This window comes from Pedobacter cryoconitis (assembly GCF_014207135.1).
Classification (GTDB): Bacteria; Bacteroidota; Bacteroidia; order Sphingobacteriales; family Sphingobacteriaceae; genus Pedobacter; species Pedobacter cryoconitis_D.
The window spans coordinates 1-18336 of sequence record NZ_JACHCC010000010.1; the positions used below are offsets into that span (position 1 = coordinate 1).

General features: G+C 39.3%; 11 protein-coding genes and 1 tRNA gene. 10 read left to right on the top strand and 2 right to left on the bottom strand.

The window, feature by feature from the left end; genetic code table 11:
• The first annotated feature begins 157 nt into the window (after nucleotides 1-157).
• The 9 genes from HDF25_RS18150 to HDF25_RS18190 all read left to right on the top strand — a co-directional run bounded on the left by HDF25_RS18150 (nucleotide 158) and on the right by HDF25_RS18190 (nucleotide 13674).
• Complete coding sequence (locus HDF25_RS18150; RefSeq protein WP_184627362.1) at nucleotides 158-982, top strand: hypothetical protein; 825 nt, start codon at nucleotides 158-160, stop codon at nucleotides 980-982.
• Nucleotides 983-1112: 130 nt separating this feature from the next.
• Complete coding sequence (locus HDF25_RS18155) at nucleotides 1113-2456, top strand: serine/threonine protein kinase (protein WP_184627364.1); 1344 nt, start codon at nucleotides 1113-1115, stop codon at nucleotides 2454-2456.
• A gap of 23 nt (nucleotides 2457-2479) precedes the next feature.
• Nucleotides 2480-3418 carry a hypothetical protein gene (locus HDF25_RS18160; RefSeq protein ID WP_260409403.1) on the top strand — a complete coding sequence of 313 codons (939 nt, stop codon included), beginning with the start codon at nucleotides 2480-2482 and terminating at the stop codon, nucleotides 3416-3418.
• Between the two features lie 95 nt (nucleotides 3419-3513).
• Nucleotides 3514-4953 carry a PP2C family protein-serine/threonine phosphatase gene (locus HDF25_RS18165; RefSeq protein ID WP_184627368.1) on the top strand — a complete coding sequence of 480 codons (1440 nt, stop codon included), beginning with the start codon at nucleotides 3514-3516 and terminating at the stop codon, nucleotides 4951-4953.
• Between the two features lie 2 nt (nucleotides 4954-4955).
• Nucleotides 4956-8909, top strand: a complete 3954-nt coding sequence (locus HDF25_RS18170) for an FtsW/RodA/SpoVE family cell cycle protein (protein ID WP_184627370.1) — start codon at nucleotides 4956-4958, stop codon at nucleotides 8907-8909.
• A gap of 11 nt (nucleotides 8910-8920) precedes the next feature.
• Nucleotides 8921-9736: an FHA domain-containing protein gene (locus tag HDF25_RS18175; RefSeq protein ID WP_184627372.1), complete on the top strand. Its 816-nt coding sequence runs from the start codon at nucleotides 8921-8923 to the stop codon at nucleotides 9734-9736.
• 54 nt (nucleotides 9737-9790) lie between these two features.
• Nucleotides 9791-12115, top strand: a complete 2325-nt coding sequence (locus tag HDF25_RS18180; protein ID WP_184627374.1) for a TonB-dependent receptor — start codon at nucleotides 9791-9793, stop codon at nucleotides 12113-12115.
• Nucleotides 12116-12119: 4 nt separating this feature from the next.
• Nucleotides 12120-12929: a DUF4249 domain-containing protein gene (locus tag HDF25_RS18185; RefSeq protein WP_184627376.1), complete on the top strand. Its 810-nt coding sequence runs from the start codon at nucleotides 12120-12122 to the stop codon at nucleotides 12927-12929.
• 64 nt (nucleotides 12930-12993) lie between these two features.
• Nucleotides 12994-13674 carry a hypothetical protein gene (locus tag HDF25_RS18190; protein WP_184627378.1) on the top strand — a complete coding sequence of 227 codons (681 nt, stop codon included), beginning with the start codon at nucleotides 12994-12996 and terminating at the stop codon, nucleotides 13672-13674.
• Between the two features lie 77 nt (nucleotides 13675-13751).
• Here the strand turns inward: HDF25_RS18190 and HDF25_RS18195 are convergent, their stop codons facing one another.
• On the bottom strand, nucleotides 13752-14309 hold the full coding sequence (locus tag HDF25_RS18195) for a thioredoxin family protein (protein WP_184627380.1): 558 nt from the start codon (nucleotides 14307-14309) through the stop codon (nucleotides 13752-13754).
• A gap of 63 nt (nucleotides 14310-14372) precedes the next feature.
• Complete coding sequence (locus HDF25_RS18200; RefSeq protein ID WP_184627382.1) at nucleotides 14373-17756, bottom strand: DEAD/DEAH box helicase; 3384 nt, start codon at nucleotides 17754-17756, stop codon at nucleotides 14373-14375.
• Between the two features lie 179 nt (nucleotides 17757-17935).
• On the opposite strand from HDF25_RS18200, the gene HDF25_RS18205 reads away from it, so the two are divergent.
• Nucleotides 17936-18006: transfer RNA gene (locus tag HDF25_RS18205), tRNA-Cys, on the top strand.
• The last annotated feature ends 330 nt before the right edge of the window (nucleotides 18007-18336 follow it).

Below are 18336 nucleotides of genomic sequence, written 5' to 3' on the forward strand. Positions count from 1 at the left end.
GAACTCCTTGGGGTAAGCTTTTCTTTCTCGTGACATAGTCTGTTAAGTTATTAAATTCCCTTAACTTACTGTCTGTTCAAATGTAGCAACTCCATACCCTCATCTGAGCGGTTACTTTGATTCAGATAATATTGGATACATTGGTAGAAATGAAATCTTGGAAAGAGCGCAAAAAGAATTTTTTAAGGCTCAGAAAGAATTACTTGAGGCTACCTCGTTAAATGATGAACAATTCGATAAAGCATTAGAAGTTTCATCCAGAGCTTTAACTGAGTACATCTTATTTAGACAATTGACTATCGAAAACCTTAAAAGATCTACTAAAGATAACAGCGAAGCGGAATTACATAAACTTTTTGCTGCGACAAGAAAGGATGGTAGGTTTGATAAATCAAATTTTGTTAATGATTTATATCGGAATAACTCCTGGTTACTTGATGATAAGTACATGACATATGAAACAGTATTAAGTGATAGAGAGTTTGGAGAATTAATCTCATTTATAACAGAGGGTGAGGAAGAAAGGAATGATGACAGGATTGATATCGCTCTGGCTTTTTCAAATAACCCTAATAATAAAAAACCATTTGACATTGTAATAGTAGAATTAAAGAAAAGGGGTATTTCACTTGAAGAAAATATGAAAGTTGTTACACAGCTTGAGAAGAGAGCAAGAAAATTGATGAAGTACTATGATAATCAAATTCAAAGAATTTGGTATTATGGTATAATTGAGTTTAATGATGAAGTGGAGTTGGCACTTTCTGGAGAGTACAAAGAACTATATTCGACTGGTAAAATGTATTACAAAGAAACAAATGTTGCTATTTCACGAGATCCTATGAAAATCTTGCCAATTGGGGTTTTTATTTGGGATTTAGATGCAGTTGTTGATGACGCTCATTCTAGAAATTCGGCTTTTTTAAATCTTATCAAGAGCAAATTTTTGGACAAAACGGAAAACTCTGGCAATCAAATTTAGATTGATTTTTATGAAACATAGTTGTTCATCCCCGAAAAATAAAAGCTTCAGTACAACAATGACATTTTAAATAGACTTTGGGGAAAAATTGTAGTAATTTTACTTGACACACAGCGTTGAATTAGCTTAAATGAGTAAAGTATTTACAATTACTGAAGGCCTGGAAAATATGGGTGCACTGCGTACCGGTGGCCAGGGTTCAGTTTACAAAGGAAGAAGGTTTGGTCCTATTATTACCGCAGTAAAATTGTTGCCTACACCTGTTCATACAGAAGATGAGGAGGATAAAAATTTTAAGAGTTTTCAGAATGAAGTAGAAAAACTGAAAAAGGTAAATGAAGAGCCTAATCCCAATATTGTTAAAATTCTGAATTCAGGAATTACTGAAAGCGGGTCTTTTCCTTTTATAGAAATGGAATTTATAGACGGACCTGATCTGGAAGAATTACTGAAGGAACCTCACGATAAAATATTTACGGTAAAAGAGGTGATCAAAGTAGCTGATCATTTAGCCAATGCACTGGCACACTGCCATAAAGTGGGCGTAAAACATGGGGATATCAAGAGTAATAATGTAAAGTTTAACGTCCATACAGGTAACTACGTGTTACTTGATTTCGGTTTATCGGCCATGTCTGATGAGCAACGCAGAACAAGTATCCGTCATGCAGGTGCTATCGAATTTATGGCACCTGAACAAAGTGAAGGACACATGTTACTGGAAACTGATATTTACAGTTACGGGGTAATTCTCTATGAATTGCTGGCTGGGCAGGTACCATTTCCTTTACTGGATAACGGACAGAAATCACGTAATGATGTACTGATCGGCCATTTGGAGCTGCCGGTACCCGATCTGATGACGCTCAGAAGAGAGAATATACCTGAAAGCTGGTCAGCGGAAAAGATTGCACATGAAATGCAGGTTCCTGGCTGGTTACTTACAGTTATTGGAATATGTCTGGAGAAAAAAACGACATCCAGATACAGCAGTGGAATGCAGCTTCAGCAGGCGATAATTCAGAGCAGTATTGCAGACACTGGTGGTTCTGTAGCTGATCTTGCGGGGACTTCTCTGTTGCAGATGGAGAATGAAAGACTTCAGACCCTGCTTTTGCATTATCAGGAAGACCTGTCGGAGAAACCAGCTGTAGATACAGGTGTCATTGTGATCTCAAAACCTGTTTTTTATGTTTTATTGACAGGGGTAATCTTTATGATTGCTTTGTTGAGTTATTTCCTGCTTTTTAAAGAGCCTTCCAAGCCTGTTAAAAAGGAGATAAGCCCTAAAGGAACAGTTGTTCGCGATACGACTGATACAAATGGTGATAAGGGATATAGCTGGGATAAGGAAAAGGAGGCGGTAAACGACACTGCAGCATTGCAAGAGCAACCGGTTCAGATTAAGCCTGTTCCGCAGGTTCCACAACAGGATACGGCAAAAATGAACCTGGATACGGCGCTACATTTTTAAAGAGGAATTAAATGGCAGAAAAAATGAATTTTTGGAAAAAATCAGGACTTCAGGACTGGTTTCTTCCAACCGAAAAAAATAAATCGAAAAAAGCACTCAAAGGTTTAACACCGGACGAAGTTTATAAATATATACTGGAAAAATTTAAGGAATCCATCGGACAGTTGTCCTTTGCCAACCGTATAGTCTTTTATCATGAGTATATTATCTGCTTTAATGAGGAGGATTATAAGGAGTTTCTTGCACATAAACAGGGGCTGTTCGGGATTATAGTACATGAATCTGTGAACCAGTTTTATGAAATACTGAAGGAATACCGAAAAATGGATAAAACTGTTGAGCCATCCAGTTCTAAATGGGTTTTCAGGTTAGTTTCCCATCCGGATTATCAGCGGGGTGATAAGGGGTTTATTGGTAAATTGTTACCTGGCGGTAGCAGTAAAAAAGAAGAAAACCTAAGGATCACTTTTATCCCGCGGCAAACCGGAATAGCAGAAACACTGGATGTTAATCAGGATATCTTAAATGGTTTCACTTACTATAGTGAGGGTTATTATGAATTGCCTTATGCAATGGATCTGAAAAACGTTCAGGTAGTCAAAGGTAAATCTGACAAAGTACTGGCCAGGCTGGAAACGATTATGCCTGATCAGAATTTCAGGGGTAAAAAGCTGGAGTATCTGATGACAAATCCGGAAATCGTAATTTCTGGCAAAGAAGAAGACAGGAAAGATCCGCATATTTTCGCGATTCCGTCTGACTGGGTTAATACTCCTCATTTGAGTATCCGGTACAATGAAACTGAGGGTAAACTTTACCTGGCTTCCTTTGGGGAGAAAACGATGATGAATGAGACAGAGGTTTACCGGAGTGATATCAATAATCCGGATTGGGTCGAATTACCCTTTAACTCTAAAATATTATTAAATGGCATCATAGGGATCAATGTGTTTAAACCTTAATTTCTAATGGTTAACTATTTATCAATCGGCCTTCTGGCTATAGGAATTTTATTACTGATAGGGCATTTTGTAGCTATTAAAAAATCGCAGAAATAATGACTGATCGTTTATTTGGAATTACTGATACCGGAAAGGTAAGAGAGAATAATGAAGATGTCTTCATTGCTGAAGAGGTAATGGATGGCAGATTTATGCTTGCAGGTGTAATTGACGGTGTGGGAGGGTATGCAGGTGGAGAGGTTGCGGCTGCGTTAACCAGGGAAGTTATATTGAGAGAACTGTCTGTAATTAGTGAAGACCCTACAGGTTTGCTGGTGAGCGCTTTTAATGAGGCCAATGAACAGATTGTTACGCATAAACAGGGTGATCTGGAACTGCTGGACATGGCCTGTGTAGCTACGATGGCAGTTGTTGACCGGGGCAATAATCTACTGCATTATATTCATGTGGGGGATACAAGGCTGTATCTGTTCCGCGATCATTCACTGGTCAAGATTTCACATGATCAGTCTTTTGTTGGTTTTCTGGAAGATTCCGGAAGGTTAACAGAGGAAGCTGCAATGCAACATCCTAAAAGGAATCAGATTAACCAGGCTTTGGGACTTGGAAGTCGTAAAGGAATGACTGATCCGTATTTTGAGACGGGGACTTCTCCATTTTTACCTGGAGACCTGATCCTGATCTGTAGTGATGGTTTAACTGATCTGGTAGATGCTGCTTTAATCACAGCTGTACTGAATTCTTCGGAAAAATTAGCTGTAAAAGCAGAAAGACTGGTGGAAGAAGCAAACCGTGCAGGTGGTAAGGATAATATAACGGTTGTACTGGCCAGGAATGATAAGGCGCCGGTGGTACAGGAAAATATAAGGGTAGAAAAAACGCATCTTGTTCCGCATTCACCAAAGTCTGTCGGTGTCGAGCATACAAGTGTTTTACCTAAATTTTCACAGAATAAAGATGCTGATAAGCAAAAGAGTTCTAAAGGATTATTGTTTTTGCTGTCAGGTCTGTGTCTGTTGTTTTTGGGAACAACAATATGGTTGTTTTTCTACCATTCAAGGGTGGGTTCAACATTGGGACAGCCAGATACAGCACTGGTATCAGCACAGCATCCGGTTGTCAATAAACAGGAGAAATTAATCAGGGATACACTTTTAAAGATGAAAGGGGATACCTTATTGCTATCGGATGCGATCTTTAAGGAGCCAATCCATCTGAGTCAGCCACTGACTATTAATAAGGATACTTTAATCCTTCAAACTAAAGGGAATATTGTTTTTCAAAGTGACTCTGCTTATAAAGGGCCTGCTTTTATTCTATCCCCGAATTGCAAATATGTCAGATTAGAGCAAATGTCACTGGAGAATTTTCAGACAGGGATTGTATCGTCTAATCGTGCGCTGGAGTTGAAAAATGTACGTTTTAATAAAATTAAACAGCCTTTACAGGTCTCGTTTATTTTTACAGACCGCTCTTTTGTTAGTGGAAGGGTATCAAAACGAAGCTATGCGGCAGATTCGCTGGCAAAAAAATAATTATGGATAAAGGAAATACTGAACATCGCGGAAGAAAACAGGAACGTTTATTTTTAGGACTGATTGCTATCCTGATGGTTATCCTGTTTGTCAGGCTTTTCAGCGTCCTGGAAGATAAGATAAAGGATGTTGACCTGCGGTTAAAGGATGGAACTATCGTGAATTTAAATGCTCCGGGGCAGGCAAATGCAGTTAAAGCATTACTGGCAAGGGGTTATTATTTTGAGGATCCAAATGATATAACTATTGTTGGGAATTCAATAGCAGCCCAGGAGTCGAAAGGACTGTCTTTTACGAATATTGGGGACCTGAATAAAAGGAAATTTAATGTGGTTGCTGATGAAGCTGCCTTATCTGGTGGTGTATCTTTTAAAAAGAGGGTGGCGGTATCAAGATCATTGCTTGGTTTTACCGGTGATGATGAACCAAGGTTTCAACAGGAGAAGACCAGTCCTGTTGCTCTATCCGCTGTAAAATCACTGGGTTTAGGCAGTGGAACTATTAACGGTAAGGTCTCGCTTAAAGGAGATGCTGTATCTGGTGTCCTGGTCAGGTTGTCGACTGTTCTTCCGGCGGATAGTATCAATGCGAAATCGTTTAAAGCTTATGCACGTACTGATGAAAATGGAAATTATGAATTTAATCAGTTACCGGAAAAGAAGGCTTATGAAGTGATTCCGCTGAAACCAGGATTCGAATTCGGACAAATTAAAGGTGTGGAAGAATTGAATGGTAGTAAACGTTTGAATTTTAGTGAGGCACCTCATGTAATAAGGTTACTTTCAACAAGGGAATTCAATACATTAAAGACAGATGGCGCACTGGTTGTAAGAACTCCTGAGCAATTTAAGATTTGGTACTGGAGTATAACAGGTGGGTTTTTCCTGGCTTTCGTGATCCTGCATTTGTTGCTGTCCATTAAATTTCCTGAAGCGGATCAACTGGTTTTACCGATATTGATGTTATTGACAGGGTTGTCTTTTTTGACTTTATTAAGTCTGCAGGACCCGGTGAGAGATCGTTTTCTGGCGGTGGATTCACTCACGTTTCTATACATCGGAATTGCAGGTTTTTGTGTCTTGTTGTTTCTGAATCTCAAACGTTTTACGGCCGATTCTAAATTATATCGCTTATTGATTTTCAAAGATCGTTCTGCAGCAAACGGATGGCCGTGGATTATGCTGGCGATTGTATTATTAGCGGGCACACTTTTATTTGGGGCAGGACCTGAAGGAAGCGGAGTGAAGGTAAATTTGCTGGGCGTGCAACCCAGTGAAGTGGTTAAATATCTTGTCGTATTATTTCTGGCTGGGTTCTTCGCGCAGAATGAACAGTTTATATCAGCCTATTCGAGCTGGAAAAAGCGGTGGTCGTTTTTTTCTTTTGCACTGGCAGCAATTTTATTTACGTTGTTTTTGTTCCTGCTTTTAGGCGACCTTGGTCCGGCAATCGTAATCTGTTTTACATTTATCATGCTGTTCTCTTTTTCGAGAGGGGATTTTATGGAGATGGCCTGTTTTGTAATTCTGTATGTGCTGGTTGCCTGGTTTGTACATAATGTATGGCTGGATGCGGTGATTACTTTTGCAGGTTTAATCCTGTATCATGTTTTGAGGCGTAAGTCAATGAGCGAATCGGCAATCATGGCACTGGTCGTAATCACTGCTTTTCTAACGATAGATAAAATTCCTTACCTGGATAAAATTGTTCCGGGACCGGTTGAAAGACTGGCCGACCGGAAAGCGATCTGGCAGGATGCCTGGAATAATGAAGTTTACGGTGGGGATCAGGTAGCCAATGGTCTTTGGGGAATAGCAACCGGAGGTATTAGTGGCCAGGGAACAGGAAAGGGCTTTGCCAAGACTATCCCAGAAGCGCATACGGATATGATTCTTCCTGCAATCGGAGAGGAGTTTGGCTGGACAGGAATTACCTGTATTTTTATTTTATTCCTGATTTACCTGCACCGTTCTATTATTATTGGTAGACAAACAGGGACACCTTTTCTCTTTTATGTCTGTTCAGGTATTGGTATCTGTACATTTATTCAGTTTCTGCTGATTGCTGGAGGGTCTATCGGTGCATTACCATTATCCGGCGTGTCTCTTCCATTTGAAAGTTATGGAGGGTCCTCATTGGTTATTAATTTTCTTGCAGCAGGTTTTTTACTATCTGTTTCCTCGGTAAAGGGAACAGCTGTACAGATGAAATACCTGACGCAGCAGCAGGATAAAAATCTTGTTCCTGCCATAATAGCTGCCTGTGCGGCGATATTATTATTGATTATTAATGTTTCCCGTTATAGTTTTAATACAAAGGCATGGATCGTTAAACCAGCTTTGGTTGCAGATAAAAGTGGTAGCAGGATGTTTAGTTATAATCCCAGGATTGGCATACTGATGAAAAAACTGGAGTCCGGAACGATATATGACAGATCTGGTCTTATTTTAGCAACAAGTAACCCGGAGCTGGTGAAGAAACAAATGCAGCAGTTGCGTGAGGCGGGAGTAACAGATTATAATCTTGATTCTGCTATGCATAAACGGGTAACCCGTTATTATCCTTTTGAAGAACAGCTATTCTTCTGGACCGGAGATGCCAATACGGGTGTGTTTAGTGGTGGGATTAATGGTTATTTTGCAGAATATGAGCATGCCGCCGAGTTAAGAGGTTTTAAAATGCCAGTAACTGGTTACACGCTGACTGCCTCGAAATATAAGGAGGACAAATTTCTGCCCAGAGGGCCTAAGGAAATGACAGTGCTTAGAAAAGATTATTCGGCGCTTACGTCGTTGTTAATCTCTGGACTGGACAGTACAGAAATCAAAACCTTTAAAAAGCGTAACCGGGAAGTGAAATTAAGTGTGGATGCAGATTTGCAAACACACTTACAAATAGGTTTGGCCAATGATCCTAAGTTAAGTAAAAACAGAGTATCGGTTGTGGTGATGTCTTCAGGTACAGGTGATGTACTGGCTTCTGCAGCTTATCCTCTGCCGCCTGTGAAAAGCTGGGAACAATTGACGATGAGTACTCAGGATCAGAATAAACTTGATTCCTGGATGACAACGGCTGATCCGGGCTTTACCATTGCAACTCAGCCGGGGTCTACAGCCAAACTGCTGACAGCGATGGCTGCATTCAATAAACTGGGTTTAGCGGCAGCTCAGCAGACTTATCTGGTGAAAGCCAATGAACGGATCAGAACTGGTGGTGCTGAACCGGATGAGACCGGAGAAATCAATATGGAAAGGGCAATTGTAAAATCAAATAATGTTTATTTTATCAAATTGGCGAATCAAAAACATCTGCAGGAGCAAATGGGAGAGCTTTATTTGAAGACAGGAATGTTTTTGCATGGTGTAGGCGGTTATTATTATGGCAGAAAGTCTGTGAACGCAGAGCAGGAACAACGCTGGTTCGATTTGTGGCGTAAAACTGAATTTAATTTTGGTTATAATCCAAACAACATTTATAAGAACCGGGCAACGGGTATTTCGGGGATGGCCTGGGGCCAGGGAGAACTGATAGCTACGCCAGCTGCTATGGCACGCCTGGGTTCTGCAATAGCTAATGGAGGTGTTTTAGTCCCTAATCGTTATGTGCTGAAACTGAGTGATTCTACTATTGCGGTAAAAAGCGGTGTAGTCCTGGCAAAGGATCCTGGGGCAGCGGCTTTATTAAAGCAATATATGATTGAACAGAGTTCAGGTAAAGCAGGGGTATTTGGTATTGCAGTTGCAGGAAAAACAGGAACGCCTGAAAGGGTTGTCAAGAAAAGAAAGGTAAATGATGGCTGGTATGTATTTTTTGCACCAAGTGGAAAGGGAGCAGGTTATACTGTAGTGTGTATTCGTATCGAATCAGCAAAAGGTTCTTCTGAAGCGGTAAGGCTGGCCGGACAAACAGTGATACCTTTACTGGTTAGTAAAGGATATATGAGGAGCATAAATTAAAAAGAGATAAGATGTTTGATTTTTTTAAAAAGAATAAGGCTGAAACACCTTTGGACGCAAAGGGTTTACGCGAGGCAATTTTACAGCTGATCAAGGAAAGTCTTCAACAACTGGATGGAGGTGAAGGAAAACAACTTAAAGCGATACAACTTTTTGTGAATGCTGGTGCTGAAGAATTGTTCATGTACGAAACGGCACTGTATAGTGCTGAACCGGAAAAGTTTAAAGAAGAGGTGCAGCGGATTGCAGATAATTTTGCTTTAAATCTTCCACAAGATTGGAAAATGGAAGTAAATTATGTGTCTGAATTACCTGCGGGAGTTATCCGGGCCGGTGGGATCAAAGCAGGACTTGTCTTAAAGAATGCAGGATTGCAGACGCAGACAGGAATAGTTTCAAAAGCTTACTTAAAAGTGATCACTGGGAAAGCAGAACAGGAACAATATAGTATTGAACCTGGGTCCAAACGGGTAAATATTGGAAGGGAAGCTACTGTACAGGGAGTTGATGGTACTTACAGGATAAATGGTATTGCTTTTCCTACTGAAGCTCAGGATAGTAACAAATATATTAGCCGGCAACATGCCCATCTGGAATGGGATAAAGAGGCTTCTTGTTTTAAATTATATGCGGATGAAGGTGGAGTGCCTCCAGGTAATAAAACTAAAATTAAGTTTGCATCGGATGAAAGCCTGCATAAATTAAATTCAACCCAGATCGGTTATACTTTAAATGACGGGGATCAGATCATTCTGGCCGACGTCGCAGTATTGGAATTCAAACTAACTGAAGATAAAACCTTTAATTTAAACAACCTCTTAACATAAAAGGAATATTTTTTATTTAGTTTAGCGCATATATCCAGAAACTGTTAAAATTAGATGACGATAAAAGCGCTGTACCTGATACCCTTGCTGATCTTCCTGACTATCTTTAAGATTAATGCTCAAACCAAACATACAATTAGCGGGTATGTTAAAGATGCCGGGACCGGCGAACAGTTAATTGGTGCAACGATCCGCGTGGAGGGGATCACAAATGTCTCAACCACCACTAATGAGTATGGTTTTTTCTCCCTCACTACGCAAAGTGGAAGTTATAAATTACTGATTGGTTCTGTAGGTTACATAATTGATTCCAGGACGCTCAATCTGGATAAAAATGTCAAACTTCAGATTGCCCTGGTTTCACAGGATAACAGCCTTTCGGAAGTAGTGATTTCGGGCGCACCGAAAGATGAACACGTGCGGTCTGCAAAAATGGGGGTTGAAAAATTCAGCATGAAAGAGATCGACAGGGTACCGGTGCTTTTCGGCGAAAGAGATCTGATTAAAGTTGTTCAGCTTTTGCCTGGTGTAAAATCTGCAGGAGAAGGAAACAGTGGTTTCTTTGTCAGAGGGGGAGCAGCAGATCAGAATCTTATATTGCTGGACGAGGCAATTGTATATAATCCATCTCATTTACTCGGATTCTTTTCTACTTTCAATTCGGACGCTATCAAGGACGTTACACTCTATAAAGGTAATACACCTTCTCAGTATGGAGGAAGACTATCGTCGGTGATGGATGTAAAAATGAACGATGGGAATAACCAGAAATTAAGTGTAAACGGGGGGATTGGAATTATCGCTTCGAGACTAACCGTTGAAGGGCCTATTGTAAAAAATAAAGGATCATTTTTAATCAGTGCAAGACGTACCTATGTCGATGCATTTTTAAAAGCCAGCAGTGATACCGCAATTAAAAAAAGCGCGCTGTATTTTTATGATCTGAACCTCAAGGCAAACTACCAGTTTGGCGAAAATGACAAGGTTTATTTGTCTGGTTATCTTGGACAGGACAAACTGGGGCTTGGAGGATTATTTGGCCTGGACTGGGGAAATAAAACGGGTACTTTAAGATGGAACCACCAGTTTAGTCCTAAGCTGTTCTCTAACACTTCATTGATCTATAGTGATTACCGTTACAATATTGATCTGACTAATTCGAGCAATTTTACTGGCAGAATCAGTTCTCAGATTAAAGACTGGAACCTGAAAGAGGAATTCAGCTTTTATCCGAATACGAATAATACCTGGAAAATAGGGGCTAATTCTATTTATCATACTATAAAACCCGGAGAATATAGCGGTGATTTTACTTTGGACAGCCAGCCTTATACACATAGCTGGGAAAATGCGGCTTATATCAATGATGAATGGAAAGCCTCTGACCGGCTGAAAATTGAATATGGATTACGTCTGAGTGCTTTTTCAGTACTGGGCGGAGACAATAATTTTTATAATCTGAATGCTGCAGGAGCTATTATCGATACGCTCCATTATGCTAAAGGTAAAATTGTTAAAACTTATTTTAACCTGGAACCGAGGTTTTCTGCCGCTTATCAGTTGAATACGGTGTCTTCACTGAAAGCAGCATATGCAAGAAATACGCAGTCACTTCATCAACTATCTAATTCTGCCACAAGCAGCCCGACCGATAAGTGGGTAGCGACGAATAATATTATCAAACCGGAGACTTCTGACCAGGTTTCTTTGGGGTACTTCCGTAACCTGAAAGATAATGCTTACGAGTTTAGTGCAGAAACTTATTATAAGGTGATGAATAATCAGGTGGATTACCGGGATGGTGCAAACATCAGGAGTAATGATCCTATCGAACCACAGCTTTTATTTGGTAAAGGACGTGCTTATGGTCTGGAATTATTATTACGTAAAAAAACGGGTCGTTTAACTGGCTGGATAGGTTATACTTTATCCCGTTCAGAGAAACAAATAGATGGTATTAATGACGGAGACTGGTATGCTGCCAGACAGGACCGTACTCATGATATCTCTATAGTGGGAATGTATGAGGTGAATAAGAAATGGTCTCTTTCTGCAACATTTGTTTATTATACTGGAAATGCTGTCTCTTTCCCAACAGGTAAATACTATACGGATAACCAGGTTGTTTATCTGTATACCAAAAGAAATGCCTACAGGATGCCTGCTTACCACAGACTGGATTTAAGTGCGACCTGCAAACTGAAAGAACGAAAGAATTTCTCTTCAGAACTGGCATTTGGTATTTATAATGCTTACGGACATGAAAATGCTTATGCGATTACTTTCCGTGATAATCCTGATGACCGTTCACGTACTCAGGCAGTGCAAACTTCTTTGTTCAGGTTTGTACCCTCAATTTCCTACAATTTTAAATTTTAAGATCATGAAGCGCAATATAAGTGTATTCTATTTATTGATATTAACGGTTATCTTTAGTGGCTGTGAAAAGGTAATTAATGTTAAACTTGACGGATCAGCTACTCAGATTGTTATAGAAGGAGAGGTGACAGCTAACCCCGGGCCATACAAGGTAACAGTAACAGAATCAAAGAATTTTGATGAGAATAATACTTTTCCGGGCAGGGATGATGCTGCAGTGGAAATCAAAGACCTGACCTCGGGAACTACCGAAACTTTAGTTAACAAAAAATCAGGTGTATATCAGACTTCTGCTATGCAGGGAATTGCCGGACATACTTATCAGCTGACGGTTAAACTAAGTGGGAAGACCTATCAGGCGACTTCTACAATCCCTGTGGTAGCTGTTAAAGTAGATAAGTTGTATGCGAAACGTTTTGAACTGGATTCAAAAAAGATATTTATGGTACCTGAATTTACTGATCCGGTAGGTAAAGGAAACTACTACAGATTAAGACAATGGGTAAATAATGTACTGATCAAAGGTTCTTTTGTACGGAATGATGATGCAACAGATGGAAGAACATATGATGGTCAGCTTTATTATAGTACTGATTCAAAAGATGGAAACCCGTTAATTAATGAAGGTGATATTATGACCGTTGAGCTACAATGTATTGACAAAGGGGTGTATGATTATTTCAGAACATTAAATACGACTATTGACCAGAATTCAAGTGCTCCTTCAAATCCGCTGAGTAATATATCGGGCGGGGCTTTAGGTGTTTTCAATGCCTGCCAGTCAACCAATTTAAGTGCTGAAGCTAAATTTTAATCGTATTTTCGCACAATAGTGATAGGGGATCTGGCTTTCTGTAGCCAGTTAATAATTGAAAAAAATGAACAAATCTGAAGTTGAACAGGTATTGATTACAGTGAAGTCGGGAACGGAAGAAGCACTGAATATAAAAATTTATAAAAATGGGATTCTTGCCCGCAGAGGTTGCGGTGGCTTACCTGGAGTAAAAATATCAGGCATGAGTTTTACAGGAAATTCTGAGTATTTTGATAAAGTTATGCAAAGTGTTTCTCAGCAGATCCTTGATCAGCCAATTAATCATGAGGAAAAAATTATCACAGGATCTCTGGAGTATCTTGTCGCATTCTACGGTGCCAGCAGTAACGGAGATCAGGGCGAAAGGGCAGCCTGGACTAAATCGGTAGCTTTACGGTTTTTTATGGATGAAGGAACAAGCTTTAGACATAATCTACTTGGATTTGTAGATGGTTTTGCGATTGAAGCCATGAAACTGACTGATTCCTGGTATTTTGATATCATGATGCTTGCGCTCGAAAAAATGAAATCAGAATCGCTTCCTGAACAGACACTGGCTACTGCTCCGCCAACTGAAGAAGCGCTGACACAGGATTTTCAGAGTTATTTTGAGCAGGTGAGTAAAAAGGATCTTCCAGGTTTTGTGAAGGATAAAAGATACGTAAGTGATAAGGGAGTTATTCATAGTCTGACCATTGAAGGAACAGACCAGTCACTCAGTTATAAGTTTGAAGTAATTCAGTAGTTTATCTAAAGACTATATTTAAAGGAAAAGCCTTTTCAGAATGACTGAAAAGGCTTTTCCTTTAATCAAATCTGAGGTTATTTACCTTTAAGTTCGACAAAGCGTTCTCCAATCAATGAAAGCTCTTTCTCTGAAAGGGCTGAGGTGGTCTTTAACACTTGCTGAAATGCAGCGATTTCTTCTTTTGAACCTGGGTAACCTATGTTTTGTCCGGGAGTATCCAGCGATGTGCCTTCTGGTCTCATTTGCGAATCGGCTAATAGTTTGCCGTTTTTGTCAAGTACCAGCCAGAAGGGGATACCTTGTTTATCACCATGATATTTTTTGAGCAGTTCCATTGCACCTGGGTTTTCAAGATCTTTATGTTTGTCCGACTCCAGTACAGTTAAATGCGTAATTACATAGTTGTCCGTGAATAGCTTTTTACATTTTGCATCATTCATCGCAGTATCCATTTTATGACACCAGCCGCACCAGGAGGCATGGAAGATGACGAATACTTTTTTCTTTTCTTTTGCAGCTTTTTTATAGGCATCCTGAAGAATTATGTCGGCTGATTTTACCGGTTGCTGTGCTTTTACTGTGATAAACAATAATAGGGCACAAGTAGTCATGAATAGGGTTCTTAATTTCATAGAGATCTGATTTTCAATCTAAAATAAAAACAAAATTTAACATAATCACATTGATTAAACGGATTAGCTGAATAATTCAATCAGATCATTTTTTGAAAGGGATTTGAGTAGGGAAGTATCTGTTTTTATAATATCATTCACCAGCTCTTTTTTTGTTTCCTGTAATTTCATGATTTTCTCTTCAATGGTATCCGGGCAAATTAATCTTACAGCAATGACATTTTTCTTTTGCCCAATGCGATAACAACGGTCAATGGCCTGGTTCTCTACTGCCGGGTTCCACCAGGGATCAACCAGGTAAACATAATCGGCCTCAGTCAGATTGAGTCCGATACCTCCTGCCTTCAGGCTAATCAGGAAGACACGGACATCCGGGTTATTCTGGAAGTTTTCTACCCTTTTTTCTCTGTTAGTTGTCTGGCCGCTTAGATATTCAAAAGGAATTTGTTTGTCCTCCAGTTCCTTTTTGATGAGATCGAGCATGGATACAAACTGAGAGAATACCAGGATCTTATGTTGAGGTGAATGGCTATCAATCTCCTCCATCAAGGTTGTTATTTTGGAAGAGGAAGCTCCATGAAGCAGGTTATCCTTTAAAAGTGCCGGCGAATCACAGATTTGTCTAAGCTCTGTTAATCCTTTCAGGATATGAAGAAGATGTTTTTCCGAGTCTTCCTTTTCAGAAAGGAGAGATTTCCGGTATTCATTTTTACAGGCATCGTAAGCATTCTTCTGTGCAGTACCCATTTCACAGTAAATAACCATTTCGGTTTTATCGGGAAGTTCTGCTGCTACTTCTTTTTTTGTTCTGCGCAGAATGAACGGGCTGACTTTTTTCTTTAAGGCAATAGCTCTTTTGGTATCCTTGAACTTATCAATGGGCGAGGAATAATGGTCTTTGAAGTATTGCTTACTTCCTAACAGACCAGGGCAGGCAAAAGAAAGCTGTCCATATAAATCAAAAGTATTATTCTCAATGGGTGTTCCTGTAATTACAATTTTATTCCTCGACTGTAGCAAACGGACAGATTGGTAACGCAGAGAATCCGGGTTTTTGATGGTTTGCGATTCATCCAGGAAAATATAGTTGAAATAATATTTTTTTAACCAGTTGATATCGTAAAGAAGGGTACCATAAGAAGTGAGTATGATTTCATAACTGCTGAAATCTTCATGGTCTTTAATTCTGTCTGCCCCATAAATTGTATGGACTTTCAGATCAGGAGCAAATTTGGCTATTTCTGCCTGCCAGTTAAAGATCAGTGTAGTAGGTACTACAATCAGATTGGTATTCTGATGCCCTTTCTCACGTTGGGAAAGAATAAACGCAATGATCTGGATAGTTTTGCCTAGTCCCATATCATCAGCCAGGCAGCCGCCGAATCCAAATTCATCCAGGAAATTAAGCCAGTTTAGCCCTTCCTTCTGATAATCCCGTAAAGTACCCTGTAATGCTGCAGGGACTTCAATTTTTTCTATGTTTTTGAAGTCTGCTATTTTGGCCTTGTAGGTCGAAAGCTCCATTTTTACACTTGCAGAAAGAATTTCTTCTTCATAGAGATCAGTAATCTCCGTAAAGTTCACTTTCGCTGTATGAATGGATTCGTCTACTATATCACCTGAATTAAAGTATTTTGTTAATCTGTCTATCCATTCCTGTGGGAGTATGCCCATAGTCCCGTCACCCAATTTAACAAATTTGCTTTTATTTCTGATAGAGCGGTGCAAGTGTTTCAGGGGAACCTTCTGTTTGCCGAAATTTACATCAAATTCGGTGTCAAACCAATTGAGGCCGCTTTTTACAGCTATAGTAATTTTGACTTTATTGGGATTTATATTATTCCCTTTCAATTGATTAAAACCTAATATGGTGATTTTCTGCTGGTGCCATTCCTCGAAGGCATTTAGGAACCATCCTTCATCAAGGAACCGTTTTTTATGCAGATAAAAACACCCATTATTCAGCTGCTCTTCAAAATATGGATGCTGACGGCTTAATGAAGCAATGAACTGGAGTTCTTCATCTTCCCTGCGACTTACTGTAAATATATTACCAGCATGATCTGCTGCATGAATTTGTTTTCTGGATAAAACAGGAACTTCAACATCTCCATATTTCATAACAGGGGTAATCAAGACAAAGTTTTCAGAATCAGAGAGATAGATTATTTTCTCTACCGACTGATCGAAATGTTTTTCTTCCAGTTGTTCTTTCGTCGCTGGTTTCAGATAGGAATAGTTGATCCGTATTTTGTCTTCCAGTTTAGAAAGAATGGCCTCCTGGAATTCAGGGAATTTTGATTCATGAATAACCAGGTGATTGTTGTTTTGCCTGAAAAAATCAATTACCCTGACAAGATCGGGATTGTCAATCAGATGCATGGTTCCGTTATAGAAAAGAAAATAACCGAATTTTATGTTTAATAATTTCAGATCATAAGCTTTGTCTTCTAATATTAATTCGCCAGAAACAGTATAGTAGCCATTGGTGAGATTAACAGCCAGACGAATATCTATCTGGAGTTTCTTGATAATTACGGGAATAATTGAACTGACTGTAAGGTTCGGGGAAATGTTTGTGTCATGATAAAAGACATCGAGCTGAAGCGGGTTCTTAACCAGGGCTTTCAGCCCGCTGATATCAGTATCTGACTGTGAACCATCATAATTCTGCTGGAATTTTGAGATTGCCGTATAGAATTTCAGTTCCTCCGGATTCTCAGTCGTCCATATATAATCCATTGCATTTAACTGCTTCAGTGGATTCTTTATTTTACCCGTTTTAGTAACTGTACAGCTTAATAATTCGGCTTGAAAATGAGCGTAATAACGATGTTGTTTTAAAACCAGGATTTTGTGTGTGTCTGTCTCTTCTGTCGTATCTTCTAAAAATGAGAGTTTCGATTTTGGAAGCAGTAGCTCCTGTAATGCGTTATTTTTTTCTTTAGTGACTGGAATAAGATCTTTAATAACGGGTATAATCTCCAGTTTTTTGTTTTCATATTCCAGATTGAACAAATCATCCGGGCTTTCATTTTCTAAACCGTATGCAATAGCAAATGCTTTTATTCTTTCATGCCTTAACTGCTGATCAAAAAATACCCGGAGTTCAGCCCGTTCCATGATATTAAATAAGACCCGGGTCTGGTGTTCACAAAGTCTGCTTTTGTATGCCGGACAACGACAAGAAAGGATCAGATCATTTTGATGAAGGCGAACCGCTACCTGTGGAAATTTAATAGCGCTTTCATGATCGACAAAAGAGGCATAATTGACTAAAATATGTTGGGGTTGGAGATCAAAATAGCCTGGAGCATTGGTGTCAGCGGGCCCGGAGCTATGTTTTAATATAAAAACTGCATTAAAAACTGAGGGTTTAAATGCACTGATTATATAAATATCCGGAGTGTTTTTAGCGGTTTCTGATGGGGTAGGAGTGTTTGACATAGCGTAGCAGATAAATATAAGCCTTTCCTGGCAATGCTTAAAATGAGAGGTTAAATAAAAATATTAAAATAAATTCTACTATTTAAGTAGACATTATTATATTTGCTGTCAGTAAGAAAGTTTTGTAACTGGTTTTGCTAGAAAAAGAAGGAAATAATAAAGGTTTTTCCTTAGTATATAGTCATGTGGCCGAGTGGTTAGGTGCGGGTCTGCAAAACCCTTGACGACGGTTCGAATCCGTCCATGACGTCAATTGTAATAAAGGTTTATTACAACAAGATACTTGATTTTGGTTAGATCTAAGTTTTGTTTTGTTGAAACTCCAGGTTGGATGACCTGGAGTTTCTCGTTTTAGAGGTTTTGAGTAACCTGTCGTAAATCTTCGTTGGCGTAACTATAATGGGTGTTGGCGTAATAATGTTTTCATATCAAATACTCTTCCTTAGATTTATAACTGAGCTAGGTTTTATCAAGTTGATAACTTGAATTGTTATAAATTTTGCTCTCAAATTGGTGTGTTTGATATACTAAAGGGGTGCTTTGCTCCCCTTTAGTTATTTATAGGCTTTGTATTCCCAAA